This window comes from Rhodococcus sp. RCBS9 (genome assembly GCF_029457415.1).
Lineage (GTDB): Bacteria > Actinomycetota > Actinomycetes > Mycobacteriales > Mycobacteriaceae > Rhodococcus_F > Rhodococcus_F qingshengii.
Map to the genome: position 1 here is coordinate 2,965,357 of NZ_CP120422.1, position 25,684 is coordinate 2,991,040.

Sequence of the window (25,684 nt, forward strand, 5' to 3'; positions counted from 1 at the left end):
CGTTCATGCTGTGAAAGGAGAAACCAGATGTCATCGACCACGTTGCCCGCTGTTCCGACAGAGAGAAGCCTCGAGTGGGTGCAACGCCTCATCGGAATCGATACGACGAGTGCCGTGAGCAATCGACCGTTGATCGATCTCATTGCGGCGGAACTACGTCGCCATGGGGTCGAGCCGGTACTTGTTGCCGATGACGAGGGAACGAAGCTCAACTTGTTGGCAACGTTCACTCCTCCTGACGGAAGTACTGCCGGCGGTGTGATGTTCTCCGGCCATACAGACGTAGTGCCGGTCGACGATCAAGACTGGAGTAGCGACCCTTTCGCGCCCGACGTTCGCGACGGAAGCCTGTACGGACGTGGCACGTGCGACATGAAGTCGTTCATCGGGATCGTCGTCGCTGCGATCCCCGACATCGTTGCTCGGCCGCTGGCGAAGCCTATTCACTTTGCATTCTCCTACGACGAGGAAGTCGGCTGCATCGGTGCGGCCGGGTTGGTCGAGGAGGTTGTTTCCCGGAACCTGTGCCCTGATGTGTGCGTCGTCGGAGAGCCGTCGGAGATGCGGGTCATTCGCGCACACAAGTCGATGAACGTCATACGTGTTGATCTGCATGGTGTTTCGGCGCACTCGTCGCTTACTCCGCAAGGAGTCAACGCGATCGAATACGGCGCGGAGTTGATTCGATTCGTCAGAAGCGCGGCCGACGAGCTCCGTGCGTCCGGCCCGTACGACGACGCATTCGACGTGGCCTGGACGACGTGTTCGGTCAATCTCGTATCCGGCGGGATCGCAGTGAACACTGTCCCCGAGGATTGCTCCATCACTTTCGAATTCAGGAGCATCAGCTCAGCTGGCGCCGCAGATTTGCTCGAACGCTTTGCCGCCGAGGCGAATCGGATCGAAAACCTGATGCAGGAAGAAAACCCGTCAGCCTCCGTGACGATGCACGTGTCGGCCTCGGTTCCTCCCCTGGAGACGGGTGCGAATGCTTCGGCGGCCGCACTGGTCGAACAATGGGGTGGTCGGGCCTCGGACGAAAAGGTCGCGTACGCCACCGAGGCCGGGATGTTCGCGACTATCGGTATCCCCACTGTCGTGTGTGGGCCGGGAAGCATCACTCAGGCGCATGCACCTGACGAGTACGTGACACTTGACCAATTGGCACAGTGCGAGCAGTTCGTTCGGAACGTCATCGCTCACGCCCGCGCCTGACCCACCCTGACCCCCTAAGGAAAACCATGTCCACGGCAACTACGCCAACCTCCGGAACAGTCACCCCGGAACGCCTGGCCGCTGCTCGCAAGGCGGTGATCAGCAGTTCGCTCGGCGCTGCGCTCGAATGGTTCGACGTCATCGTCTACGCATCATTCGCAGTGGTGATCGCCCATAATTTCTTTCCCGGCGGCGACAACACGCTCGGTTTGATACTGACGTTCGCGACGTTCGCGATCTCGTACGTCATCCGGCCGCTTGGCGGGATGGTTCTCGGTAGCTACGCCGATCGTCGCGGGCGCAAGAACGCCTTGACGTTGACGATGATGCTGATGATGATCGGCACGCTCATCATGGCCGTGGCGCCGACGACCTCGATGATCGGACCGTGGGCCGGCGTCGTCATCCTTGTCTCACGTCTCATTCAAGGATTCTCCGCCGGCGGTGAATTCGGTACTGCTACAACCTTCCTCGTGGAGACTGCGCCACACAAGAAGGCGTTCTACTCTTCCTGGCAAGTTGCCAGCCAGGGTGCCTCGGTTTTCCTGGCATCGCTGTTCGGATACGTGCTCAACACTCACCTTTCGCATGAAGCGCTCTACTCGTGGGGCTGGCGCGTTCCGTTCTTCTTCGGCATCATCGTCGGGCCGGTCGGACTCTACATCCGTGCCAAGCTTGACGAAACGGACGATTTCAAGACGAGCGTTCCGGAAAGGGCTCCGCTGAAGACGACGCTGACCAGGCATCTCGGCCGGGTGCTGACCGGTGCCGCAGTAGTGGGCGTCGCGACTATCTCGATCTACCTCATCTTGTACATGCCGACGTTTGCCGTGAAGAACCTCGGAGTTTCCGCCTCGGCCGGCTATCTCGGCGGCATCGTCGCCGGACTGGTCACCTTGATCACCGTGCCGTTGATCGGGCATCTTGCAGACCGGGTCGGACCGGCGAGAGTTATGACCTGGGCCGCCGTTGCGGCAATCGTCTTGGCCTGGCCGCTCTTCAAATTGATGGTCGATCACCCGTCGACTCTGACTCTCGTCCTGGTTGTTTCGGTCCTGGGTGTCATCATGGCGTTTGCCTTCGGTCCCTTGCCCGCCCTGATGAGTTCGCTGTTCCCGGCAGAGATCCGGGCTACCGGAATGTCATTGTCGTACAACCTCGGAGTGACTTTGCTCGGCGGAATCGCGCCGTTGGTCTTGACCTGGTTGATCAGTACAACAGGCTCGCTCGACGCCCCCAGTTACTACTACATGACGGTCGCAGTTCTTTCCCTCGGTGGGCTGTGGTCGGCAAGGACGCTTTTCAGCCAGAAGTGACGGCGGGGGAGCGCGGTCGGGATTACGCGACCGCGTCTCCCTCCGCCAGCGCGACAACGGTATCCGACCCGTGCCAGTCGGGGGCTTGGGTGCGGAGTAGAGCCGCCGGGGTCAGCGACGAGATTCGGCGGCATTCACGGGTCAAGTGGGCCTGATCGCTGAATCCGCAGTGGGCGGCGGATTCAGCGAGTCCCAGCGCGGGTCGACTGCGAGCGAGCGCCATGAAGCGCTGGAGGCGCAGGATCGAGCGCAGCGTTGCCGGGCCGTATCCGAAGGCGTCGTTGCATCGACGTTGGAGTTGGCGCGAAGTCAGTGCCGCCGCGTCGGCGAGAGAGCTGACATTCCACGAATGTTCGGACAGTGCGGTGCGAACGTGGTTGATCACCGGATCGTGACGGAAACTCGAACTTACCCAACTCCGAACAGCGCTTTCGAGGATGGAGACCTGTTCGTGGTCTTCGGAATTTTCCAAGCGGTTCAACAGTATTCGTTCCGTGCGTGCGTCGGTTACATCGCTGAGATCGGCGCGAGAATCCCGAAGCTCGGACGCCGAGGTTCGCAACATCGGCGATGCCGATCCAGGGCGGAATCGAACACCCACGGAGCGTGTTCCGGGCGGAAGAGTGAATGACCATGCAGCGGTTTCGGGGCCACAGACGCGTATGCCGACGCCGCGTATCCACAGCACGTCCATGCAAGCATCGGGCACGAGGAGGTGTTCTCCTTCTGCGCACGCCGTCCAGCCACACACCAGGATGTCGGAGAGATCCGGGGCGACCGATTGTGGTGTGTACCAACCCATGACAAGAGCTTATCGAGCGGCACCGACACGAAGGCGACTTCAGTCGACCGGGCCGAAGCGGTATCCGAATCCCCTGATGGTTTTGATGTACTTCGGTTTCGCGGGATCGGATTCGAGTTTGGACCGCAGGCTGAGAATGGTTGCGTCGACTACACGCGTCCTTTCGTGGTCGGAACCCCACACGTTTCGGATCAGGTGATCACGTGAGTACACGCGCCCAGGCTCGGTCGACAGCTCCAGGAGTACCCGCCATTCGGTCCGACTGAGGACCAGCAGCTTTCCGCCCATCGTCGCCGTCATCGCACGTCGATCGAGGAGCAGGTCACCGTGACGTTGGTGTTTGCCGGGGGCGGGATGTGCGGTTTCACGAAGGATTGCGGTGACCCGAAGATCGAGCGCGTGAGAATCGATCGGGTTCAGCACAAAGTCCGAGACAGCGCGATGTGGTGCTTCGTCGATGTCCTCGTAGGTATCCACCAGCATCATGATCGGCATCGAACTGCGCAAGCGGATCTGCCGTGCGATCTCGTAGCCGTCGATGTCCGGCAGAAGGAGATCGATCACGGCGATATCGAAACTGTCGGTGTCCAGGTCATCGAGTAGTCGACGCCCGGTGCGGACGAGCTGTATCTGGTGCCCGAAATGTATTAATTCGGTACCAAGCGTCTGGGCAAGCTCCGAACGATCGGTAGCTGCAAGTATCAAGCTCACGTGAAATCCTCCCCCCGAAGGTGTTACTAGTCGTAACAGCTTGCATTGTGGCAGATCATCGACCGCGGGACCAGACATAGGGCGGCCGATCGGAAGTCGAGGGGACCGGGGGCGTTCGTCGCTAGACTTCTTTCATGGGCACTCTGTTCGCGTTGACGCTGCCAGGCTTGCTCGTGCTGCTGGTCCTGTTCGCTTTCGCCGAGACTCTCTGGAACCGGCTCACCGGCGGCCGGGCACTGCCGTGGACTCGGGGACGTACGACTCGTCCGGTCTCGGCCGCGGGCTTCGAAGAGGTTGCTGCCCTGTTTCAGGGGTCCAAGCATCATGAATTCGAACAGCGTCAGAGCGCATTGATGCATCGTGAGGACGGAACGGACGGTGACCCGCCGTGGGTGTCTGTCGATCCGGAAGCTAACAAGGTCGTTCTCCGTCGACGGAGTTGACAGTCGCCGACAGACGACGGAGTTGACAGTCGGGTTCAGGCCCAGTGGCTGGGGCGGGTCAGTGAATCGGGCAGCGTGGTAGCCGAATCGCCGATCGCCGCGTTGATCTGGAACTGCGTGAGAAAGATACTGCCGCGGAGTTTTGCGCCGCGAATGTCGGTGCCGCGCAAGTCTGCACCGATCAGATCGGCTCGATCGAGTTCGCAGTCGCGGAGGTCTGCACCGATCAGGTAACTCCCGCGAAAGTTGGCCCCACGTAGATCGGAACCACGAAATTTGGCGCCGATGAGGTCTGCGCCGCGGTGGTCGAGTTTTCGACCCTTCTTGGTTGAGATCGGTGAGCGCACAAGGTTACTCGTCTGCAAGAGCAGTGTGTTGACTGCCGCTCGGTGTGCTGAGACGTCGACGGTTTGAATCTGCGAAGGTGTGCCGTTGGTCAGGCTTTCCGTCTCTGCGAGTGCAGCGTCGAGTTCCTTTCGTATCGAGTGGGTTTGCTTCAGCGAGCGGGCTTCGGCGAGATACCAGAGCAGTTCGTGCAACTGGCGTATGACAGGGAAGGTTTCGAACATGTCTGACGCGGTCTCCGGGGCATCACGCCAGCTGATGCCGTCGTAGGTCTGCTGTGAAACCTTCTGTCCCGCACCGAAACAGTCGTAGACGGTGCAACCGGTGAAGCCCTTCTTTCGCAATCCGGTGTGAATGCCGCAACGGAAATCCTGCTGCAGGTTCTTGCAGGGGTCGCCGGCATTCTTGTTGGTCGCGAAGTCGGAGGACTTGGAAAAGGGGAGTGCGACGCAGCACAGACCGAAGCAACTGCTGCAATCTGCGAGCAGATTGGTCTGGCCGGCAATCACGCGTACTCCCGATGGTTGGGTTGGACGGAAAGTCTGTCCTCGGGTTTGTGAGTCTGTCAAACGAAATTGCGTGGTTCGGCAGCAAGAAGTCCAGCGGTTCCGAGGTCGTATCCCGCGCAAATTGCGGGGTACCAATCCGGCAGACGTGATTCTGGACCACGCTCGTGAAGTAGGTCGAAAATCGGGTGGACGGCCCAGCTCGCTGCAACCAATCGCCGTGCGGTACCCGGCGGCAGAACCAGTGCGTCGACGAAGACCACAAATGTTGCGGCCACTGCACTCCATTCGCGAGTGGGAATGGAAACGTCGATCGTGCGCCCAATCGCCACCTAGCCCATCTGCGACCTGGCGAAAATCACTCCCCATCCAGATCGAGGAGCGATACCCCCCGTGCCGTGAGCCGGAAGCGCAGCGGTCTCTTCGTAACCGTCTCAATGATCCCGGCATCGTCCAGGCGCTGAAGTCGCGGGCGGGCGAACTGGCTGGATCGACCCACCACCTCGACCAGGGTGTTCAACTTGATGGCGCGGTTCGCCTCGAAGCAGTGGGCCTGACCCAGGGTGAACAGGACTGCGCCGATGTGGTTGCTATCAACCGGCGGCGTCGACTCGCGATCGAGTCCCAAGTTCAGCGGAAATTCCTCATCCTCCACCAGAACGCGGATACGCGCCTCGAGTGTGTCGATCTTATGCCGCCTCTCGGAGAGGTCGAGCAGCAGTCGATGTTGCGCCTCGGCGATGATCTCCAGCATATCGATCAGGTAGGGCGTCAGATCTCCGCGGTTCAATGGATTCTCCGCGTCAGAGAATGCTTTGTAGTAACGATCCTTGTTGTCGGCGACGGTCGCCGACAATGCCAGGCTCGCATACGGAGCCAACACCTGTCGAAGGTCCAGCGCGAGAAGGTAGCGTCCGGTTCGGCCGTTGCCGTCGTAGAACGGGTGCGTGTACTCGAAGATGAAGTGCGCGACCACTGCCCTGATCAGTCGTGGAATCGAGTCGTCGCCCCCCTGGCTCAGCATGAGGGTCAGCGCGTCGTCGATCGCTGACTCGGGTACCACACCGGTGTGCACGACCTTGATTCCTGACGTGATCGATACTGGCCCTTGCCGGAACCGCTTCCCATCGGGGGCGTCCTCGTCGCGAATCTCGCCCCGAGTTACCGCGTCGTAGACGTCTCGGATGTCGTCGAGCGTCTGCGGACTCTCGGCCTGGTCGTTGCCGATATTGAGATAGAGCCGCACCATCTCGGCGAACCGCTTGTTCGCGAGGGGTTGCTCCGCCCACACCATCTCGATTGCCTCGCTGATCTCCTTCCGGGTTGAGCGGACCTGTTCGATCTCGTTCGTTGCCTGGATCTCGTCGATCACCATGCGATGCAGGTAGTGGGTGCGCGCGAGGGCCGGCAGCCCGTTCCACTCAGCCCGGATCTTCGGCTCGAAGCTCATGATCCGTTCGATCAGCGCTGCGACTTCGGGTGTCATCAGTGCGAACGTCGAGTGTTCGCCGATCAGTAGGTCCCAGTGGACGGCGGCGGGAGAATCGCGTCGCGCTCGCTCCTCAGCATCGGCACCAGCACGATCTCGTTGGTGAAAGATCGATTTCAACGTCCTGTACGCCATCTGGTCTCTCCCTGTATCCACGCTATATTGCCGCCTTGCTTTCCACGCCTATCTTATCCAGAATGGGATCTGGATAAATAAGACTTGCGGCGCGGGTGTCATTTCATGACCAACGCGGGCTGCAGGAGCAGATGTGGCCATAGCTTCCCGAATCGGGTTCGGGCCATCGGCGGGCCACTCGAAATCACGCAGCAGCATTCCGATTCGGCGCGCTGCGGGATCGAAACCACCACGAGTCGGCAGACCGTCTGAGCTCGCAGAACATCGAGCTGAACCGAGACCCTGTTGCATTACTCGTTGCATGAGGACAGAAAAGAACCCCTGTGAACCGCTTCTCAGCAGTTCACAGGGGTTCCTTTGGCGGAGGATAGGGGATTTGAACCCCTGAGGGCGTTAACCCAACCCGCGTTCCAGGCGAGCGCCATAGGCCACTAGGCGAATCCTCCGTGGAGCAGCATACCCAATTGCGGGCGCGAAGCGTTAAACGGGTACCTGACCTGCGAAGAACCGGTGGAACTCGAGGTTTGCATCTCGGCCCCGGTAGGTGGTGTGCAGCGGCCGGAGAAAGCCGTCTACACTGTTCATTGGATCCCGCGCGGCGCGCATCCTGTGAACTCCCCCAGGGCCGGAAGGCAGCAAGGGTCAACGGGCTCTGCCGGGTGCGCGGGGTCCTCTATTTTTTTCACATACCCGACCCCGCCTCGTCGGTGAAAGGCCGCTCCGGATGCCTATCCAAACCCAGATCGGGTTGATGAGCCATGAAGAACTCACCTCCGAGCATGAGAGCCAGAGCGCGAAGTACACGCAGCTCCAGGCGCAGAAGCTCGCACTCGATCTGACCCGCGGTAAGCCTTCCCCGGAACAACTCGACCTTTCCGCAGAGCTGCTGACGCTGCCCGGCGACGGTGATTTCCGTGACGGAAGCGGCACCGACTGCCGTAACTACGGCGGACTCACCGGTCTGCCGGAACTGCGCGCCATCTTCGGTGAGCTGCTGGGTATCCCCGTTGCGAACCTTCTCGCCGGCAACAACGCGAGCCTCGAGATCATGCACGACAACGTCGTGTTCTCACTGCTCCACGGCACTCCGGATTCGGCCCGGCCGTGGGCACAGGAAGAGAAGATCAAGTTTCTCTGCCCCGCGCCGGGCTACGACCGCCACTTCGCGATCACCGAGTCCCTCGGCATCGAGATGATCGCGGTGCCGATGAACCACGACGGCCCGGATGTCGTCAAGATCGCCGAACTTGTTGCGTCAGATCCGCAGATCAAGGGCATGTGGGCGGTTCCGGTTTACGCGAACCCCACGGGCGCCGTGTACTCCGAAGAAATTGTCCGTACGCTCGCGTCGATGCCGACGGCCGCGCCCGACTTCCGCCTGTACTGGGACAACGCGTACGCCGTACATCCGCTTGTCGGCGAGACTGCGCCTTCCTACGACATTCTCTCGATGGCAGCGGAGGCCGGACACCCCAACCGTCCGCTCGTGTTCGCGTCGACGTCCAAGATCACTTTCGCCGGCGCTGGTGTGAGCTTCTTCGGTAGCTCGGCGGAAAACCTTGCCTGGTACCAGAAGTTCCTGGGCAAGAAGAGCATCGGACCGGACAAGGTCAATCAGCTTCGCCACCTGCGTTTCTTCGGCAATGCCGACGGCGTTCGTGCGCACATGGAGAAGCATCGCGCGTTCCTCGCGCCCAAGTTCGAGCTCGTACTGCGGATCCTCGAGGATCGTCTCGGTGCATCGAAGGTCGCGTCTTGGACCGAGCCGAAGGGAGGATACTTCATCAGCCTCGACGTGGTCGACGGCACGGCCAAGCGGGTCATCGAACTGGCGAAGAACGCGGGTATCGCGCTCACCGCTGCCGGATCGGCTTTCCCGTACAGCACGGATCCGGACGACCGGAACATCCGGTTGGCCCCGAGCTTCCCGTCCAAGGCTGAACTCGAAGTTGCCATGGACGGCGTGGCTACGTGTGTTCTGCTCGCAGCTACCGAATCGCGTCTCTCCGAGATCTGAGTTCTCGAAGCGGCGTGCCCGGTCGGTACTTTTCGGTCTTGTCTTGTACCGTTCGGAGCATCAATTCCCGACATAGGGTGTAAATCCCGGAGGTTGTAGTGACGGGCGCGATCAACGCTTCGGATGGGCCTTCTTTCGAGGCGCACACCGCGAAATCAGAGTCGGTCATCGAAGCTGACATACCGCGACGCACCCTCCGTGTCGGTGTTCTCGGATTCTCTGTACTCGGTGTTCTGGCAGTCGCGTCCGTGCTGATGGTTCTTTTCGCCGTGCCGATGAATACGCGGTACTGGGGGATCTTCGAAAATTTCCTCGATCTCGACGTCTACCGCCACGGCGGCAGCGTTGTGGTTCAGGGCCTTCCGTTGTACGACGGGCCAGTCCTGGACGGAATGATGTTCACGTACACCCCGTTTGCGGCTTTGCTGTTCACGGTGTGGGCGGTGCTCTCGTTCAAACAGGCGATTGTCGTGTGGACGGGTTTGAACATCGCTGCGTTGTTCGCAGTGATCTTGTTGTGCTGGAAGTACCTCGGTTATCGGCTCGACGTGAAGGCGTACGCCGTGAGTGCGTTGGCGACGACGATCTTTCTGTTCATGGAACCGATACGTACGACGCTCTGGCTCGGGCAGATCAACATCTTCCTGCTGCTCTTGATCGTGTGGGACCTCGGTCGGGACGAGAAGAGTCGGCTCCGAGGAATCGGGGCAGGCATCGCCGCCGGCGTGAAGCTCACTCCGGCCTTCTTCTGGGCGTACCTCTTCATCACTCGTCAATGGCGTGCGTTGGTGACGGCCGTCGTGACGTTCGCTGCGACCGTTGCGATCGGCTTCGTCGTGATCTACAACGATGCGTACAAGTACTGGACCGGCACTCTTGTCGACAGCGAACGCGTCGGACCGACGGATGCTCCGAGCAACCAGTCCGTGTCCGGTCTGATCGCTCAGCTCACTCACACTCCGACGCCGTCGCGGGTCCTGGTTCTAGTCTTCAGTGCGCTGGCGGTATGCCTCGGACTCGGTGCCGCGTGGATTGCTCACCGGCACGGCCAGAAATTGCTCGGCCTCACCATGACGGGGTTGACTGCGACCACTGTCTCGCCGTTCTCGTGGGGCCATCACTGGGTATGGTTCGTCCCGCTGGTCGTCCTCGCCGCGCACTACGCGATGGTGTCGAAGAAGCGCTGGGCGTGGGTGGCGCCGTTCGTTTTCCTGCTCCCGGTCTTGAACTGGTCTCACACCTGGTGGGACCCGTCGGTCATTCCGGGTACGGATCGCTTCATCGGAATGGGCTTGTTCATGTTCGTGCCGCCCGAGTATCTGCGGATTCCGACCGTCGGCGTCTACCTCTGGGTCTTCACGCTTGCCGCGGTCTCGACGGTGGTTCTGTTCGGCTGGAAGAAGTGGAAGATTCCGGCCCCGGATGCGTCGGCGCCGGTCACAACTGCCGCCTGACGTGGCAGTATCGGACTCATGGCACTTCAACTGAACCTTGTCGGTGACCCCGAAGCTGATGCTCTCCTCGCCGAGGACCCGTTGGCGTTGTTGATCGGAATGCTTCTCGATCAACAGGTTCCGATGGAAACGGCCTTCCTCGGTCCGAAGAAGCTGGCGGATCGGCTCAGCGGTATCGACGTCAGGCGTATCGCCGACATGGACACCGACGAGTTCATCGCCGTCTGTGCCGAGCCTCCGGCTGTGCACCGATTCCCCAAGTCGATGGGCGAGCGTATCCAGCTCATGTGCCAGTTCATCGTCGAGAACTACGACGGCGACACCGCGGCGATCTGGACTTCGGGAAATCCCGACGGCAAGGAAGTGCTGAAACGGCTCAAAGCCCTACCCGGTTACGGGGATCAGAAAGCCCGGATCTTCCTGGCGTTGCTCGGAAAACAGATCGGCGTCGAGCCGAAAGGTTGGCGCCAAGCGGCCGGCGACTACGGGCTCGAAGGTTCGAGGCGCTCGATTGCAGACGTGGTCGACGAACAGTCTTTGCTCGAGGTCCGCGAGTTCAAGAAGGCCGCAAAGGCAGCAGCGAAGGCCGACAAGAAGTAAGCCGCTTTCAGGATTTCCGGGACCCGCTCGCACGCACTACTTTCATCAGGTCTCCTGCGGGACCCTCGAGCTGACGCGGGGGACGCCACACTGCGCGCAGGGATCGGTCGAGTTCCAAGCCTTCGACGGCTACCACCCGAAGTTCTCCCTGCTTCACCTGGTCCTCGACGGCCAGCGTGCTCAGTACAGCCGGGCCGACGCCACCGAGCACGCTGGTTCGAATCGCGGCCGAACTACCCAGTTCCAACAACGGCGCACCGCGCTCGTATTCGTGTAACGCCAGGTCGAGAGTCGTTCTGGTTCCCGATCCGGGCTCGCGCACCAGCAGCGGCGTCGCTGCCAGTTCGGCGACGGTCAGCGGCTTTCGTCGACGCGCCCATGGATGATCCGGATGAACGACCACGACCAGCGAGTCGCGCGCGACGGTGACGCTGGACAGGCTCTTCGGAACGGTCGGTGACTCGACGAATCCGAGGTCGCACATTCCCACCTCTACAGCCTCGAGGACGCGGGTCGAGTTGTAAACCTGAAGGTGGACGGTGACACCAGGATGTAGTGACCGAAAGATACCGAGCCAGGCCGGAATCAGATGTTCGGCGACGGTCATGCTGGCACACACGGTCAATTCCGCGGATCGTTCGGTCCGCATCCCTTCGGCGACGTCGAGAAGCTGCCTCGAGTTGGCGAGGACGCGGCGCGCCCAGTGGACGATGACGGTCCCCTGCGGAGTCAAAGTCGCCCCCGTCGACCTTCGGTGTATGAGTGGCATCCCGAGCTGCCGCTCGAGGGCTTTGACGGCGCGGCTGGCATTCGGCTGCGCAATGTTTGCTGAACGGCTTGCCGCACTGAGACTTCCGTGATCATCGATGCCGATGAGTAGCTCGAGAGTGGTGAGGTCGGGCCACCGTCTGGTCATGCAAACAGGCTATACCGAACTTCAGGTTCATATCGATTTGATATGCCGTGATGGTAGAAATCGCCCTACCGGAGCGATGGTGGCTCAAGGACGCTGGATGAGTGAACCGTGATGTGAAGTCCGTGGCCGAGAAACCCGCAGTCGCCCCTTCGTCAGAAGTACGACGGTGGTCCAGTGTGGCTGCATTGGTGCCCGGAGTTGCGTTGTGCGCCTTGGGGGCCACGGTCGCGCTGATAGCCGGTCAGTTCACCTCCGCCGTGAGTCCGTTGCTGATTGCGATCGTGGCGGGTGCGGTGTTGGCGAATACCGTCTCTTTGCCGGCGAAATTCCAACCTGGCCTGGCATTCTCGGCGAAACGGCTACTTCGGGTGGGTATCGCTCTGCTCGGGCTGCAATTGATGTTCTCCGACATCGTCGGTTTGGGCTGGGGAGTGATCGCCGTTGTGGTGGCGATTGTGTTCCTCGGTATCGCCGGGACCATGTATGCCGGAAAACTTCTCGGATTGAGTTGGTCGCAGAGAATTCTGATTGCCTGCGGCTTCTCGATCTGTGGTGCTGCCGCCGTGGCTGCTGCGGACGGTGTGGTGAATGCGCGAGAGGAAGAGTTGCTCACCGCTGTTGCGTTGGTGGTGATCTTCGGAACTCTGATGATTCCGACAATCCCACTGTTGGCCAACGCTTTCGGTATGAACGAGGTCGGTGCAGGCATGTGGGCCGGTGGGTCGATCCACGAAGTGGCGCAAGTGGTGGCTGCCGGCAGCGCTCTCGGCGCCACCGCGTTGGGTGTCGCGACCGTGGTGAAACTTGCGCGCGTGTTGATGTTGGCGCCGGTCATGGCATTTCTGAGCATCCGGCAACGCAGGATGGTCGACAGCACCGCCACCAAGCGTCCTCCGTTGGTTCCGTTTTTCGTCGTGGCGTTCATCGGCTGTACGGGCTTGCGCTCCACGGGCATCTTGCCGGATGAGCTTCTGGGGCTGGCGAAGACGGTGCAGACGGCGCTGTTGGCCGCCGCGATGTTCGCACTCGGGCTGGGGGTGCGGTTGAGCGTCATTCGTGGAGTTGGCGCCCGGCCATTCGTGCTGGCCGCGATTTCCACTGTGTGGGTGGCAACGATCGCCTACGTCGGAGTCGTGCTGGTCAGCTGATCGAGCGCTGAGTCCGCCACGCGCTCGGGCTCATCGAGAACTGAGTGCGAAACCAGCGCGAGAAACTACCCTGCGTCGAAAACCCTAGGTGCACAGCCACTTCGGTCAATGAATAGCGAGGGTTGGAGACAAATCGTTCCGCGAGGGAGCTTCGAACCGAATTGAGAACGGCCGTGAACGTATCTCCGGATTCGGCGAGATGACGGTGCAGTGTCCGCCGGTCGAATCCGAGACTGCGTGCCACCTGCTCGACAGAGCAGCGGCCGGTCGGAAGCAGAACTTCGATCAATTCCTTGGTGCGGCTGAGGGTGTCGGAGGTTTCCGATGCGGGAAGTGAGTCGAGGAACTGGCGAGCGTACGGCCGGAGTAACTCGTCGGAAAGTTGGTTAGCCGCATCCAGGTCGGCGGCGAAGAAAACGATGCCGGTGAACTCGTGATCGAATTCCACCGTCTCGCCGAGGATTCGCCGATGCGTGCTCGTGTCTTTCGGGGCATTGTGCGTGAATCCCACGCTGACCGGTTGCCATCGAGAACCCAGGAAACTTCGCAGGATCTGCAGCGTCGCGCCGACTGCGAGTTCGACGCTCTGTCTGGTGTCGACCGGTTCGCCGACCTCGAGCGAGATTCGCAGGGTGGCGAGTCCGTTGACCTCGTTCAATCGAATGCGTAATGACTCGTTGTACGTGTGCTCGTATCGCATCAATACGTCGAGCGCGCTCCTGACGTCTGGTTCTTCCCTGATGACCAAGCTGAGGGGACCGAGATTGGACAGTCGACGCAGGCCGGCGAGTAGAAGCCCGAAGTCTTCGTGTCCGGACTCCGCTGCCGATCGCTCCAGGAGCGATGCGATGGAGGCGGCCGGTACCCATTGGTCGGGGTTCGCCAGGCTTGCCGGGCTCAGGCCGACACTTCTCATGAGGGCCACAGCGTCCACGTCCACTGTTCGGCACAGGTCGACGTATCGGTTCAGTGACGCGTAGCGGGCGAGTGGCTTCATAGGTCCCCCTTTACTCGATGTCCCGAAATGTTGTGTTGCGTGTCTCGTCAAGTTAAGCATGTGAGCCGGATCTCACATAGTTTTGTTCACATAAGTTCGGCACGACCACGAAGTCGAGCACCGACTTCTGGAAGTTGTTGCGTACGAATACAGCTCGACCGTAATCGAGTCGAACCCGCCCACAGAATTGGAGAGCATTGATGGCAAACGCCATTCGGTTCCACGAGATCGGCACACCGTCCGTCATGCGCTGGGAAGAGATCGAGGTAGGACGACCGGGCGCCGGAGAGGTTCGGGTTCGTCATGAAGCGGTGGGGTTGAACTTCGCCGACACCTACTTTCGAAGTGGCCTCTATCCTGCGCAATTGCCTGCCGGGATGGGCGTCGAGGGCGCCGGTGTGGTCGAAGAGATCGGCGAGGGAGTAGTCGATTTTGCGGTGGGGGACCGTGTGACCTACACCGGCAGTCCGCTGGGTGCGTACGCCACCGAGCGGATCATGGCGTCGTCCGACCTGATCGCGCTACCCGACGGCATCGCCTTCGACACCGCGGCCGCCATGACCATGCGAGGACTGACTGCCGCCTACCTTCTGCGTCGCATCTACCCGTTGAAAGCGGGAGACACCGTGTTGCTACATGCTGCGGCGGGCGGGGTTGGACTGATCTTCACCCAGTGGGCAAAACTGTTGGGAATCAAAGTGATCGGAACGGTGTCGAGCGACGAGAAGGCGAGCGTTGCCCGAGCTCACGGGTGCGATGAAGTCGTCATCTACACCCGCGAGGACGTCGTCGCGCGTGTCAAGGAGATCACCGGGGGCGTCGGCGTGCCGGTTGTCTACGACAGTATCGGGCAATCCACGTTCGACATCTCTCTCGATTGCCTTGCCAGGCGGGGGCTGCTGGTGTGCTTCGGAACGGCGTCCGGACCGACTCCGCCGATTCAGGCAATGCAGTTGGCAGTCAAGGGATCACTCTTCCTCACACGTCCGGCTCTCGCCGATTACATCGCGGATCCCGAAGAACGTGCCGAACTGGCGGGCGAACTGTTCTCACACGTCGAGTCCGGGCGAATCAAGATCGAGATCAACCAGCGGTACCCCCTCGAAGATGCGGTGCGTGCGCACCACGACATGGAGTCCGGTCGCAGTATCGGTTCCTCCGTCTTCTCCGTCTGAACCGAAACAGCACTTCCCAGAGGAATTGTCATGACCAACACCGCAACGCTCACAGAAAACCTTCCCTCGTCGAGGAATACGATCCGCGTCGAGAAATTGACCTGTTCGATCGGGGCAGAGTTGTCCGGGGTGGATCTCGGCGAGGTCGCGCGAGATGATGCACTCTTCGCCGAAATCAAGGCATTGTTGCTCGAACACAAGGTTCTGTTCTTTCGCGACCAGACCTTCTCCAAAGCCGAGCACGTAGAACTTGCCCAGCGATTCGGTGAACTCGAGGATCATCCGGCTCTGGGCAGCGACCCCGACCACCCGGGCCTGGTCCGCATCTACAAGGATCTGGACAGCCCACCGGAGCATTTCGAGAATGCATATCACTGCGACGCCACCTGGCGCGTTAACCCGCCCATGGGATGTGTATTGCGTTGTGTGGAAACACCTCCTGTCGGCGGCGACACGATTTGGGTGAACATGGCACTCGCCTACGAGAATCTGCCGGCGCGGGTCAAGGAGCAGATCAAGGATCTGCGTGCCAGGCACAGTATCGAGTCGACCTTCGGCGCTCGGATGCCGATCGAACAGCGGCACCAGCTGAAGGAACGCTTTCCCGACGCCGAACATCCCGTGGTACGAACACATCCGGAGACCGGCGAGAAGATTCTCTTCGTCAATTCGTTCGCCACACACCTCGTGAACTATCACACGCCCGAGAACGTCCGCTATGGAATCGATTACGCCCCCGGCGCCGGGAATCTGCTCACTTACCTGGCGAGCCAGGCTCAGATTCCCGAGTACCAGGTTCGGTGGCGTTGGACCGAAAACAGCGTCGCGATCTGGGACAACCGTTCGACACAGCATTACGCGGTGCAGGACTACTGGCCCGCGGTTCGAAAGATGGAGCGCGCCGGAATCATCGGCGACGCACCGTTCTGATCTCTCTTCCCAGCCCCGAAGATAAATTCATTCACTCGATCGGAGTCACGCTATGCATTTCCACGACGATTCACTGTTCCCCGAAACCCAGGACAAGCTTGTCATCACCGTTGCTCCCTACGGACCGGAGTGGGAGCCGGACGATTTTGCAGAAGACCTCCCTCTGTCGATGGACGAGCACGTCCAGCAAGCCGTCGACTGTTTCAACGCCGGTGCCACAGTTCTCCACATCCACGTGCGTGAACTCGACGGCAAGGGCTCGAAGCGTCTGTCGAAGTTCAACGAGCTTCTCGGTCGCTTGCGTGAGGCCGTTCCCGAGATGATTCTGCAGGTCGGCGGGTCGATTTCGTTTGCCCCGGAGGGGGAAGGTGCCGATGCGAAGTGGTTGTCCGACGACGTGCGTCACATGCTGGCGGAATTGGAGCCGGCTCCCGATCAGGTGACGATCGCGATCAATACCAGCCAGATGAACATCATGGAACTGATGACCGACGACGACATCGCGGGTACGTCGATGCAGCGTCCGGAATTGGCCGATACGTATCGGGAAATGACTGTGCCCGCCGGTCCGGAGTGGGTGGCAGAGCACCTGCGCCGGTTGCAGGCCGCCGGAATCCAGCCGCATTTCCAGTTGTCCAGTATTCCGCAGCTCGAAACGGTGGAGCGGTTGATCCGACGCGGCATCTACACGGGTCCGGTCAACCTCACGTGGGTCGCAATCGGCGGCGGCTTCGACGGACCCAACCCGTACAACATGATGAACTTCGTCCAGCGTGTTCCCGACGGTGCGTGCCTGACGCTGGAAACGCTGATGCGTAGCGTCCTGCCGGTGAACACGATGGCCATCGCGATGGGCTTGCACGCTCGTTGCGGCAACGAGGACACCATCTGGGGCCGCAAGGGCGAGAAGATGACGTCGGTGCAGCAGATCGAGCAGTTGGTGCGCATTGCAGGCGAATTGGGCCGCGAGGTGGCTACCGCGAAGGAAGCTCGGGACATCTACCGGATCGGTGAGGCATATGCCGACACCGACGAGACGTTGGCGAAGCTGGGTTACGCGCCCAACCGCCGGATCGGCCAGCTGGGATTCACGCAGCACGCCTGAGTTCGCACCCTCTCGTACAACAGTTCCGGGGGTACGAACCGCGACGGTTCGTACCCCCGAATCCCCCCGTCTACCTCGAGTACTTCCTAGGAGAGTCATGGGACTGCAAGCTCCCGCCACGCCACGTGTGGACACCGCGCTCGGAACCGGCGGACGACGAAAGTTATACCCGTGGATCGTTTTCGCCCTGGCTTTCGGTCTTCTGCTCTCGGACTACATGTCGAGGCAGGTGCTCAGTGCAGTCTTCCCGATCCTGAAAGCGGACTGGGATCTCTCCGATTCGCACCTCGCCTCCCTGAGCAGCGTGGTGGCATTGATGGTCGGGCTGTTGACGTTCCCGTTGTCGCTGCTCGCGGACCGCTGGGGCCGCGTCAAGAGCTTGATCTTGATGGCGGTGTTGTGGAGTGTCGCGACGTTGCTGTGCGCAATCGCTCAGACCTACGAACAGATGTTGGGCGCCCGGTTCCTGGTCGGTGTCGGTGAAGCGGCGTACGGCAGCGTGGGTATCGCCGTGGTCCTCAGTGTGTTTGCGCCCCGCGTGCACGCAGCTCTTGCAGGTGCCTTCATGGCCGGTGGATCGTTCGGTTCGGTCATCGGTGTGGCAATCGGTGGGTTCATCGCAGTCCAGTTCAGTTGGCGGTGGTCTTTTGCCGCCATGGCAATCTTCGGTCTGATTCTGGTCGCGCTCTTCCGTGCCCTCGTCACCGAGAAGAAGCTCACCGCTTACGCCGTCGAGGCCGCGCCGGATGCCGCCGGGGAAGCGGTGAGACACGACGGTTTTCGTGCGCCGGTGTCCTCGCTGTTCACCAATCCCGCCGTGTTGTTCGCCTACATCGGTGGTGGTCTCCAGATGTTCACCGCCGCTGTACTTCTGGCGTGGTTGCCGAGCTTCTTCAATCGTTACTACGATTTGGCCCCGGACAAGGCCGGCGTCACGGCTTCCGTGTTCGTCCTCCTGGTCGGAAGCGGGATGGTGGTCTGCGGTTTCATCACAGATAGATTCAGCCGCGACGATTCGGCGCGAAAATGGACCACCGCCATTGTCTACTGCGCCATCTCGTTGGTGACGCTGAGCGTCGGGCTCCGGTTGGGCACGGGGACAGCACAACTCGTGTTGCTCGGTATCGGTGCATTCTTCTCCGCCGGTTCGTCGGGGCCGACGGCAGCGATGGTCGCGAACCTTACCCATCACTCGATTCGAGCGTCGGCCATGGGAACGCTCACCGTCGCCAACAACCTTCTCGGGCTGGCGCTCGGTCCCTTCGTTGTCGGCATCCTCGCCGATCACCTGGGTCTTCTCGGCGCTCTACAGCTTTCGCCCTTCGTCTATGTCGTCGCGGCCCTCGCGTTGGTAGCCGGCAAGCGTGCCTATCCCGCCGGGATGAGGCGGCTGGCGACGTTGCAGAATCGGCCCGAGATCCCCGGCGCCACTGAAGTAACAGACGTTCGGAGCTCATGATGAATGAATCAACTACGGTAGTAATGGTTCCCGGTCTGCGGGATCATGTCGAAGATCATTGGCAGACTCACCTCGCGCGCAGGCTCGACAACGTTCTGACGGTTCCTCCCCTCGAGACCGACAAGCTCAGCCGCGATGCGCGGGTTGCGGCATTGAACGAGGTGCTGACAAGTGTCTGCGGGCCGGTGGTCCTGGTCGGGCACAGCGCCGGAGTCATGACAGTTGCTCACTGGGCGAGGGCGCATCATCGAGAGGTTGCGGGCGCACTTCTGGTCACGCCGGCGGATCTCGAACTTCCGCTGCCCGAGTCTTATCCGTCTCTCGAAGATCTCGACCGTCACGGGTGGCTACCGATACCGCGTCAGCGTCTGCCGTTTCCGAGCACGGTCGCGGCGAGTCGGAACGATCCGCTGGCCGGGTATCGCCGAGTTGTGGGTCTGGCTGAAGGATGGGGGAGTCGGTTGCTGGATCTGGGTGAGGTCGGACATCTCAATCCGGCGTCCGGATACGGGTATTGGCCGCGGGCGGAATCGTTGGTGCGGGAACTGCTCGAGTCGGTGTCGCGCGCTGCCTCGTCTCATGCCACGGATTCCGATGCGCAGGAGGAACACAGTCATGCTTGATCTTGCTGCTCTGCTGGAAGACTCGGCCCGGCGGTACCCGGAACGGGATGCGCTGGTTCTCGGGGAAGCGAGGCTGACGTATGCGCAGTTCGACGCGTACGCGAATCGCATCGCCCATCTGCTCGTCTCGCGGGGTGTCGAGCCAGGTGACAAGGTGGCGTTGTCCTGCCCGAACGTTCTCGAGTTCCCGATCGTCTACTACGGCATTCTCAAGGCCGGCGGCGTCGTCGTTCCTCTGAACATTCTGCTCAAGGGGCGCGAAATCGCCTATCACCTGGCTGATTCGGAAGCAAAGCTGTACTTCTGTTTCGAGGGAAGTCCCGAATTGCCGATCGCTGAGTACGCCATCGCCGGGTTCGAGCAGAGCGAGACCTGTTCGGCCCTGATCGTGATCAGCGCCGAGTCGGGTGCACCGTCGTCGATCCTCGGAGTCGAGACTCTAGGCGAAGCACTGGCGTCCGTGTCCGGCACGGAAACGCCTGCAGTCGCGGTTGTTCGTGAACCGACGGACACCGCGGTCATTCTCTACACCAGCGGCACTATTGGAAAGCCCAAGGGCGCCGAACTCACTCACTGCAACATGGTCTTGAATGCACTGTCGACCAACCGGTTGTTCGAGAGCGTTCCGTCCATGCATGAGCGTTATCTCCTGACTTTGCCGTTGTTCCACTCGTTCGGCCAGACAGTGACCATGAATGCGGGAATCTGCGTCGGTGCCACTTTGGTGTTGATGCCGCGCTTCGATGCGACCGCGGCACTCGAGATCATGGAACGCGAAAAGATCTCGGTCTTCGCGGGCGTCCCGACCATGTATTGGGGACTGCTCGGCGTGCTGGACGAGGTAGTGAAATCCGGGGTGGATATCGAGACCGTTGCACAGAACATGCGGTGCGCGATCTCGGGTGGCGCAGCGCTTCCCGTGGAAATATTGACACAGTTCCGGGAACGCTTCGGTGTTCAGATCCTCGAAGGGTACGGGTTGTCCGAGACCTCTCCGCTGGCCTTGTTCAGTGCCCCGGAGAGTGACCCCCGGCCCGGTTCGATCGGCGTGCCGATCTGGGGCGTCGAAGCGCGGCTTGTCGACGACTCTTGGCACACGATCGCCGGCCCCGATGAAGTGGGAGAGTTGGCCATTCGCGGGCACAACGTCATGAAGGGCTATTTCAACCGACCAGAGGCGACGGCGGAAGTCATGTGCGACGGATGGTTTCGCACCGGGGATTTGGCACGGGTCGATACCGACGGAAATTACTACATCGTCGATCGCGTGAAGGACATGATCGTGCGGGGCGGATTCAACGTCTACCCACGCGAAATCGAAGAGGTTCTGCTCACTCACCCAGCCGTCTCACTCGTCGCCGTCGTCGGGGTGCCGGACACGAGCCTCGGCGAAGAAGTTGTCGCGTTCGTGATCCGAGAGCCGAGTGAAGAGATCTCCGAATCGGATCTCGTGGAATGGACGCGGGAACAGATGGCCGCCTACAAATATCCGCGTCGCATCGAGTTCGTGCCGTCGCTGCCGATGACGGCAACCGGAAAGATTCTCAAACGTGAACTGAATCAAGCATTTTCGATGGTCTGAGGAGATCGATGACTGACGTTCGAGCAAGTGAAGCTTTTCCCGTGACCCAGGCCATGAAGGATTCGGGTGGCTGGAATCCGTTGTGGGACGGACTTTCGGAGCTGGATCCCGAGTGGACCGAGCTGTACATGAAGACAGCGATGCAGCCCTGGAACAGCGGGGTGCTGTCACCTCAGGTGATCCAGTTGCTGTGCATAGCCGTCGATGCGGCGAGCACACACATGTACGCGCCCGGCGTACGACGCCATATTCGCGCCGCGCTCGACATGGGAGTGACCTCGAAGGAGATTCTCAAGGTGCTGAAACTGACCACCGTCGTCGGGATTCATTCCTGCAATGTCGGCGTTCCGATCCTGATGGAGGAAATCGCGAACCGCTGAGGGCGGTCAGTCCCGCTCGCGGTTCTCCCGTTCCTCCCGCTGACGCTGGAGGAACGGGCTCGGGTTCTGTCCGCCGATCGGACCGTGGCCGAGGACTCCGTGCTCGTAGGCCGACTCCGCGTGCAGGGCAACGTCGATTCCGCGGGCCTCGTCTTCACGCGAAATGCGGAAGCCGAAGGTCTTGTCGATGAGCTTTCCGAGACCGTAGGTCACACCGAAGGCATAGAGCGCGACCACGACGACGCCGACGAACTGCTTGCCCAACTGCGCGAATCCACCGCCGAAGAACAAACCTTCCGGACCGCCCGTCATCACGGCCGTCGCGAGGAGTCCGATCAGCAACGAGCCGACGATTCCACCGACGAGGTGCACGCCGACGACGTCGAGGGAGTCGTCGTAGCCGAGCTTGTGCTTCCATCCCACGGCGTACGAGCAGACGATGCCGGCGATCAGACCGATGACGAGCGCACCGAACATGTTCACCGTTCCGCACGACGGGGTGATCGCGACCAGACCGGCGACGACGCCCGAAGCTGCGCCGAACGTCGTGGGGTGTCCGTCACGATTCTGCTCGACGAACAGCCAGCCGAGTAGTCCGGTGCAACCGGCGACGAGTGTGTTGAGGAAGATCTGCGAGGCCATACCGTCGGCCGCAAGGGCCGAGCCGGCGTTGAATCCGAACCAACCGAACCAGAGCAGGCCGACGCCGAGCAGGACGAACGGCAGATTGTGCGGACGCATCGACTCGGCCTTGAAACCCATCCGCTGGCCGAGGACCAGTGCCAATGCCAGACCCGACGCTCCGGACACGATTTCGACCACGAGGCCACCGGCGTAGTCGAGTGCGCCCATCTGGGCGAGCCATCCCTGCGGATTCCACACCCAGTGAGCAACGGGGACATAGACGAGCAAGGACCAGATGGGGACGAAGATCATCCAGGCGGAGAACTTCGCGCGGTCGGCGATCGCACCACTGATGAGTGCTGCAGTAAGGATTGCGAACGTCAATTGGAAGGTTGCGAACAACACTTCCGGGACATTCCCGTGCACGGTCGACGGGTCGATGCCCGCCATGCCGATGTGTTCGAGTCCGCCGATGATGCCACCGTGATCGTCGCCGAACACGAGGCTGTAGCCCACGAACAACCACGCGACCGTGACGAGTGCGATGGAGACGAAACTCATCATGATCATGTTGAGTACGCCCGTCGAGCGGACCATGCCGCCGTAGAACAGTGCGAGTCCTGGCGTCATCAGAAGTACGAGTGCAGTACTGACGAGCAACCAGGCAGTCGCTCCGGCATCGATGGTGGCGGGCACAGTTTTCTCCTCACGCACGCGGACCAGCCCGCGTGCACGGAACCCACGATGAGTGCGTGCGGTTTCCTCCGCACTGCGATTGTGTTGCGAACATGTTTCGGGAGAAGTCGGCGTTGCACCCGCACCGGACCACCTGTCGTGGGTCGCCGGTAGTCTTTGCGCGTGGCCCTGTACCGGAAGTATCGACCCGCGTCCTTCGCCGAGGTGGTGGGGCAGGAGCATGTCACCGCACCGCTCAGCACGGCCCTCGACACCGGACGCATCAACCATGCCTACCTGTTTTCCGGCCCGCGCGGCTGCGGAAAGACGTCGTCGGCGCGAATCCTGGCGCGTTCGCTGAACTGTGAGCAGGGACCGACGTCGACGCCGTGCGACGTGTGCGACTCGTGCGTTTCGCTGGGCCCGGGCGGCACAGGCAACCTGGATGTGACGGAACTCGACGCCGCAAGTCACGGTGGCGTCGACGACACCCGAGAACTCCGAGACAAGGCGTTCCACGCACCCGCCGCATCTCGCTACCGCGTCTTCATCATCGACGAGGCACACATGGTGACGGCGGCGGGTTTCAATGCGCTGCTCAAGATCGTCGAAGAGCCGCCGGAACACCTCATCTTCATCTTTGCGACGACGGAACCGGAAAAGGTTCTCCCGACCATCCGTTCGCGTACACACCATTACCCGTTCCGCCTGTTGGCGCCGTCGACCATGCGCGGACTCCTGGAAAAGATCTGCGCCCAGGAGGGCGTACCGGTCGAACCTGCGGTGTATCCACTGGTCATCAAGGCCGGCGGCGGTTCCCCTCGTGACTCGTTGAGTGTCCTCGATCAGCTGCTCGCGGGCGCAGGAGAAGAAGGTGTCACGTATCCGCGCGCGCTCTCTCTTCTCGGAGTCACCGACGTCGCGCTCATCGACGAAGCAGTAGACGCCCTGTCTGCTAGTGACGGGGCCGCGTTGTTCGGCACTGTCGATCGCGTGATGGACGCCGGTCACGATCCACGCCGATTCGCGCTCGATCTTCTCGAGCGCCTGCGTGATCTCATCTTGATGCAGGCTGTTTCCGACGCCAGCGAACGAGGATTGGTCGACGCTCCGGAAGCGGAGCTGGTCACGATGCGTGAGCAGATTCAACGAGTCGGCCCGGCCACGCTCACCCGCTTCGCCGAGACTGTCCATGCCGGACTCAGCGAAATGCGTGGTGCGACGGCGCCGCGGCTGCTGCTCGAAGTGATGTGCGCGCGAATGCTGCTGCCGTCGGCCTCCGACACCGAGTCAGCTGTATTGCAGCGGCTGGAGCGCCTGGAACAAGGTATTCCGGCTGCCGGAGTCGCGGCTGCTCCTCGCGCGGCAGCAACGCCGGCACCCACCGTGCCGCCGCTCGAACCGGAGATTGCTTCCAAGTTTCAACGGCCCTCTCAACGCAAGGCCGAGCCTGAGGCACGGCCGGAACCAGCCGCGCCTGCTCCAGCTGCGGCGCCGCCGGTTGTGGAGGCTCCTGTCGTCGAACCTCCGGTAGCGGCAGTTCCCGTCGTCGAGACTCCCACTGTCGAGATCGTGGAACCGCCGGTTGCCGAAGCTCCGGTGGTTGAAGCTCCGGTTGCCGAAGCTCCAATAGTTGAAGCTCCTGTGGTTGAACCACCGGTTACTGCTTCTGTTGAGGCGGAAGAGCTGATCGGGCTTGCCGAGCCGGAACCCGACTACGAGCCCGAGCCCGAGTTCGACGAGCCGGCGGTTGCCGAAGCTGCGCCGGTCTCGGCAGGCCCCACAGTCGAGACTCTCCGTGAATCGTGGAACACCTTGCGCAACAAGGTCGGTGAACGAAACAAGGTTCTTCCGGCCATGCTGTCCGCTGCGACGGTTCACGACGTGCGTGGACATGTCGTTGTCATCGCTCACGGCTCACCGGTCCTGGGTGCTCGTGTGACGCAACCGCACAACGCGGCGGTCATTTGCGAGGTCCTTGCCGAAATGTTCGGTGGCACTTGGCAAGTCGAGTATCAAGAAGGTGCGCCTACAGCGCCGACAGTATCGAGCGCAACCAAGGCGACAGAAGCTCCGAGCCGCCCTGCCGCTGCGCCCCGCTTCTCACGGCCCAGTCAGGAGCGCGCAGCGCAGCAGCCCAAGGCCCCGCAGCCCCAGCGCGGAGATTCGGACGACATTCCGCCGCCCGAGGCCCCCGACTATCCGGAAGACCCTGGACCGGCGCCTGCTCCTGAGGTCGACTACGAGGCAACTCCTCCGCCTGCAACGCCGGAGGACGAGGACGAGATGTTTGCGGAGGCGGCTGAGCCCGCTGATCCGACTGCCAGACGTGATCCCGAGGATGTTGCAAAGGAACTCCTCAAGGACGTCCTCGGAGCTCGCCGCCTCGAAAGCTGAGTTGCCGAGTCGGTCCGTGTGCGTGAAACAGCTGTCGGAATCCAGCTGCACCACTGTGTGATCGAATTGTTATAAGTGCCGTTCCCTTTGTGTGCGCGCGTCTCGAAAGCGCACCGGCTCGGCCTCGCAAAGCTGAATTGTATGTGGCTGGTTTGCTGGCACATTCGTTCGCTCAGTTCCGGTGTAACGAAACGTCGATTCGGACGATGGTCGCCGAAGAATATCTGGAAGTTCTCGTTGTCTGATGGGCATTCGAGTGCTGCTGTTAAATTTCGGTGTGTCACGAATGTTCAGATTGATAGTTGTCGGATGTTTGTTTTGCGGGGATCGACCAATTTGGGACATTCGGCGAATTGGCCACATGTTCGGCATTGCGGTATTTCGGTGCATATTCAACTGAATATTTGCCGATCGCGAGTAAATGGCGGCCGTGAAACCGGGATCCGGTACGGATGTTCAAGCAGGAGCATGACCGGTTGCGAAGCAAATAAGTAACTCCGAGTTACAGCTAACTCTCGATTGCTGTCAAATTGCTGAAACACGTTCATTGCGACGAACGACCTTTGTTATTTGTTTATGCCTTGAGGTGAATCTGCGTTTTACACACCGATGAGGGCGTGGTTAGTCTTCGGTCGATTGA

Annotated in this window: 23 protein-coding genes, 1 tRNA gene and 1 other RNA gene; 16 read left to right on the top strand and 9 right to left on the bottom strand. The window is 61.1% G+C overall.

The genetic code is table 11. The annotated features are described in order from the left end of the window. Window positions 1-27 precede the first annotated feature (27 nt). Both argE and P0M12_RS14040 read left to right on the top strand, forming a co-directional pair. Window positions 28-1,215 carry an acetylornithine deacetylase gene (argE, locus tag P0M12_RS14035; RefSeq protein WP_065455096.1) on the top strand — a complete coding sequence of 396 codons (1,188 nt, stop codon included), beginning with the start codon at window positions 28-30 and terminating at the stop codon, window positions 1,213-1,215. Between the two features lie 26 nt (window positions 1,216-1,241). Then, window positions 1,242-2,531, top strand: coding sequence for an MFS transporter (locus P0M12_RS14040; RefSeq protein WP_030535736.1), 1,290 nt, complete (start codon window positions 1,242-1,244; stop codon window positions 2,529-2,531). A 22-nt stretch (window positions 2,532-2,553) separates the two neighbouring features. Here P0M12_RS14040 and P0M12_RS14045 read toward each other — a convergent pair whose 3' ends face one another. Together P0M12_RS14045 and P0M12_RS14050 are read right to left on the bottom strand one after the other, a co-directional pair. After that, window positions 2,554-3,333 (bottom strand): helix-turn-helix domain-containing protein, encoded by a 780-nt coding sequence (locus P0M12_RS14045; RefSeq protein WP_003943809.1) that lies wholly within the window; start codon window positions 3,331-3,333, stop codon window positions 2,554-2,556. Window positions 3,334-3,372: 39 nt separating this feature from the next. Further along, a complete protein-coding gene (locus P0M12_RS14050; protein WP_007731581.1) occupies window positions 3,373-4,044 on the bottom strand; it encodes a response regulator transcription factor in 672 nt (223 codons plus the stop codon). A gap of 134 nt (window positions 4,045-4,178) precedes the next feature. Between P0M12_RS14050 and P0M12_RS14055 the strand changes: the two genes are divergently transcribed. Then, the gene (locus P0M12_RS14055) at window positions 4,179-4,487 is read left to right on the top strand and encodes a DUF6191 domain-containing protein (RefSeq protein WP_007731580.1); all 309 of its coding nucleotides are present in this window, start codon (window positions 4,179-4,181) and stop codon (window positions 4,485-4,487) included. A gap of 35 nt (window positions 4,488-4,522) precedes the next feature. On the opposite strand, the gene P0M12_RS14060 is transcribed toward P0M12_RS14055, so the two are convergent. From P0M12_RS14060 to P0M12_RS14075, 4 genes are all read right to left on the bottom strand, one after another. Beyond that, window positions 4,523-5,341, bottom strand: a complete 819-nt coding sequence (locus P0M12_RS14060) for a pentapeptide repeat-containing protein (protein ID WP_065455097.1) — start codon at window positions 5,339-5,341, stop codon at window positions 4,523-4,525. Window positions 5,342-5,397: 56 nt separating this feature from the next. Next, window positions 5,398-5,616: a hypothetical protein gene (locus P0M12_RS14065; protein WP_261256885.1), complete on the bottom strand. Its 219-nt coding sequence runs from the start codon at window positions 5,614-5,616 to the stop codon at window positions 5,398-5,400. Window positions 5,617-5,696: 80 nt separating this feature from the next. Further along, on the bottom strand, window positions 5,697-6,824 hold the full coding sequence (locus P0M12_RS14070; RefSeq protein ID WP_228401709.1) for a Fic family protein: 1,128 nt from the start codon (window positions 6,822-6,824) through the stop codon (window positions 5,697-5,699). A gap of 496 nt (window positions 6,825-7,320) precedes the next feature. Then, window positions 7,321-7,408, bottom strand: a tRNA-Ser gene (locus P0M12_RS14075). A gap of 136 nt (window positions 7,409-7,544) precedes the next feature. Between P0M12_RS14075 and ffs the strand changes: the two genes are divergently transcribed. From ffs to P0M12_RS14095, 4 genes are all read left to right on the top strand, one after another. Beyond that, window positions 7,545-7,644: signal recognition particle sRNA small type (gene ffs / locus P0M12_RS14080), an RNA gene on the top strand. A gap of 42 nt (window positions 7,645-7,686) precedes the next feature. Further along, the gene (locus P0M12_RS14085) at window positions 7,687-8,979 is read left to right on the top strand and encodes an aminotransferase class I/II-fold pyridoxal phosphate-dependent enzyme (protein ID WP_003943985.1); all 1,293 of its coding nucleotides are present in this window, start codon (window positions 7,687-7,689) and stop codon (window positions 8,977-8,979) included. Window positions 8,980-9,077: 98 nt separating this feature from the next. Next, on the top strand, window positions 9,078-10,433 hold the full coding sequence (locus tag P0M12_RS14090; protein WP_064073546.1) for a glycosyltransferase 87 family protein: 1,356 nt from the start codon (window positions 9,078-9,080) through the stop codon (window positions 10,431-10,433). Between the two features lie 18 nt (window positions 10,434-10,451). Further along, complete coding sequence (locus tag P0M12_RS14095; protein ID WP_003943868.1) at window positions 10,452-11,033, top strand: HhH-GPD-type base excision DNA repair protein; 582 nt, start codon at window positions 10,452-10,454, stop codon at window positions 11,031-11,033. 7 nt (window positions 11,034-11,040) lie between these two features. Here P0M12_RS14095 and P0M12_RS14100 read toward each other — a convergent pair whose 3' ends face one another. After that, complete coding sequence (locus tag P0M12_RS14100) at window positions 11,041-11,949, bottom strand: LysR family transcriptional regulator (RefSeq protein WP_003943906.1); 909 nt, start codon at window positions 11,947-11,949, stop codon at window positions 11,041-11,043. Between the two features lie 101 nt (window positions 11,950-12,050). On the opposite strand from P0M12_RS14100, the gene P0M12_RS14105 reads away from it, so the two are divergent. Then, a complete protein-coding gene (locus tag P0M12_RS14105; RefSeq protein ID WP_007731571.1) occupies window positions 12,051-13,097 on the top strand; it encodes a putative sulfate exporter family transporter in 1,047 nt (348 codons plus the stop codon). Here the strand turns inward: P0M12_RS14105 and P0M12_RS14110 are convergent. Next, the gene (locus tag P0M12_RS14110) at window positions 13,090-14,094 is read right to left on the bottom strand and encodes an AraC family transcriptional regulator (protein WP_007731570.1); all 1,005 of its coding nucleotides are present in this window, start codon (window positions 14,092-14,094) and stop codon (window positions 13,090-13,092) included. The genes P0M12_RS14105 and P0M12_RS14110 overlap by 8 nt on opposite strands. A 200-nt stretch (window positions 14,095-14,294) precedes the next feature. Here P0M12_RS14110 and P0M12_RS14115 point away from each other — a divergent pair, with 200 nt between their 5' ends. The 7 genes from P0M12_RS14115 to P0M12_RS14145 all read left to right on the top strand — a co-directional run bounded on the left by P0M12_RS14115 (window position 14,295) and on the right by P0M12_RS14145 (window position 21,348). Then, entirely contained in the window at window positions 14,295-15,269 is a 975-nt protein-coding gene (locus P0M12_RS14115; RefSeq protein ID WP_003943928.1) for a quinone oxidoreductase, read from the top strand. Between the two features lie 30 nt (window positions 15,270-15,299). After that, window positions 15,300-16,199, top strand: coding sequence for a TauD/TfdA family dioxygenase (locus tag P0M12_RS14120; RefSeq protein WP_007731564.1), 900 nt, complete (start codon window positions 15,300-15,302; stop codon window positions 16,197-16,199). Between the two features lie 52 nt (window positions 16,200-16,251). Further along, window positions 16,252-17,304: a 3-keto-5-aminohexanoate cleavage protein gene (locus tag P0M12_RS14125; protein WP_050656457.1), complete on the top strand. Its 1,053-nt coding sequence runs from the start codon at window positions 16,252-16,254 to the stop codon at window positions 17,302-17,304. 97 nt (window positions 17,305-17,401) lie between these two features. After that, window positions 17,402-18,763, top strand: a complete 1,362-nt coding sequence (locus tag P0M12_RS14130; protein WP_162114028.1) for an MFS transporter — start codon at window positions 17,402-17,404, stop codon at window positions 18,761-18,763. Beyond that, on the top strand, window positions 18,763-19,386 hold the full coding sequence (locus P0M12_RS14135) for an alpha/beta fold hydrolase (protein ID WP_050656466.1): 624 nt from the start codon (window positions 18,763-18,765) through the stop codon (window positions 19,384-19,386). Before P0M12_RS14130 ends, P0M12_RS14135 begins: the two co-directional genes overlap by 1 nt. Next, window positions 19,379-20,968, top strand: coding sequence for a long-chain fatty acid--CoA ligase (locus tag P0M12_RS14140; RefSeq protein WP_277377858.1), 1,590 nt, complete (start codon window positions 19,379-19,381; stop codon window positions 20,966-20,968). The genes P0M12_RS14135 and P0M12_RS14140 overlap by 8 nt, the downstream gene beginning before the upstream one ends. 8 nt (window positions 20,969-20,976) lie before the next feature. Then, on the top strand, window positions 20,977-21,348 hold the full coding sequence (locus tag P0M12_RS14145) for a carboxymuconolactone decarboxylase family protein (protein ID WP_277377859.1): 372 nt from the start codon (window positions 20,977-20,979) through the stop codon (window positions 21,346-21,348). Window positions 21,349-21,354: 6 nt separating this feature from the next. Here the strand turns inward: P0M12_RS14145 and P0M12_RS14150 are convergent, their stop codons facing one another. Then, window positions 21,355-22,668, bottom strand: a complete 1,314-nt coding sequence (locus P0M12_RS14150) for an ammonium transporter (RefSeq protein WP_003943791.1) — start codon at window positions 22,666-22,668, stop codon at window positions 21,355-21,357. 162 nt (window positions 22,669-22,830) lie between these two features. Between P0M12_RS14150 and P0M12_RS14155 the strand changes: the two genes are divergently transcribed. Beyond that, window positions 22,831-25,044 (top strand): DNA polymerase III subunit gamma and tau, encoded by a 2,214-nt coding sequence (locus P0M12_RS14155; RefSeq protein WP_030535724.1) that lies wholly within the window; start codon window positions 22,831-22,833, stop codon window positions 25,042-25,044. Window positions 25,045-25,684 lie beyond the last annotated feature (640 nt).

Bases quoted from the DNA above. Each gene is read 5' to 3' on its own strand.
- argE (WP_065455096.1), top strand. From the start codon at position 28: ATGTCATCGACCACGTTGCCCGCTGTTCCGACAGAGAGAAGCCTCGAG.
- P0M12_RS14040 (WP_030535736.1), top strand. From the start codon at position 1,242: ATGTCCACGGCAACTACGCCAACCTCCGGAACAGTCACCCCGGAACGC.
- P0M12_RS14045 (WP_003943809.1), bottom strand. From the start codon at position 3,333: ATGGGTTGGTACACACCACAATCGGTCGCCCCGGATCTCTCCGACATC.
- P0M12_RS14055 (WP_007731580.1), top strand. From the start codon at position 4,179: ATGGGCACTCTGTTCGCGTTGACGCTGCCAGGCTTGCTCGTGCTGCTG.
- P0M12_RS14070 (WP_228401709.1), bottom strand. From the start codon at position 6,824: ATGACACCCGAAGTCGCAGCGCTGATCGAACGGATCATGAGCTTCGAG.
- P0M12_RS14085 (WP_003943985.1), top strand. From the start codon at position 7,687: ATGCCTATCCAAACCCAGATCGGGTTGATGAGCCATGAAGAACTCACC.
- P0M12_RS14095 (WP_003943868.1), top strand. From the start codon at position 10,452: ATGGCACTTCAACTGAACCTTGTCGGTGACCCCGAAGCTGATGCTCTC.
- P0M12_RS14100 (WP_003943906.1), bottom strand. From the start codon at position 11,949: ATGACCAGACGGTGGCCCGACCTCACCACTCTCGAGCTACTCATCGGC.
- P0M12_RS14110 (WP_007731570.1), bottom strand. From the start codon at position 14,094: ATGAAGCCACTCGCCCGCTACGCGTCACTGAACCGATACGTCGACCTG.
- P0M12_RS14115 (WP_003943928.1), top strand. From the start codon at position 14,295: ATGGCAAACGCCATTCGGTTCCACGAGATCGGCACACCGTCCGTCATG.
- P0M12_RS14120 (WP_007731564.1), top strand. From the start codon at position 15,300: ATGACCAACACCGCAACGCTCACAGAAAACCTTCCCTCGTCGAGGAAT.
- P0M12_RS14125 (WP_050656457.1), top strand. From the start codon at position 16,252: ATGCATTTCCACGACGATTCACTGTTCCCCGAAACCCAGGACAAGCTT.
- P0M12_RS14130 (WP_162114028.1), top strand. From the start codon at position 17,402: ATGGGACTGCAAGCTCCCGCCACGCCACGTGTGGACACCGCGCTCGGA.
- P0M12_RS14135 (WP_050656466.1), top strand. From the start codon at position 18,763: ATGAATGAATCAACTACGGTAGTAATGGTTCCCGGTCTGCGGGATCAT.
- P0M12_RS14140 (WP_277377858.1), top strand. From the start codon at position 19,379: ATGCTTGATCTTGCTGCTCTGCTGGAAGACTCGGCCCGGCGGTACCCG.
- P0M12_RS14145 (WP_277377859.1), top strand. From the start codon at position 20,977: ATGACTGACGTTCGAGCAAGTGAAGCTTTTCCCGTGACCCAGGCCATG.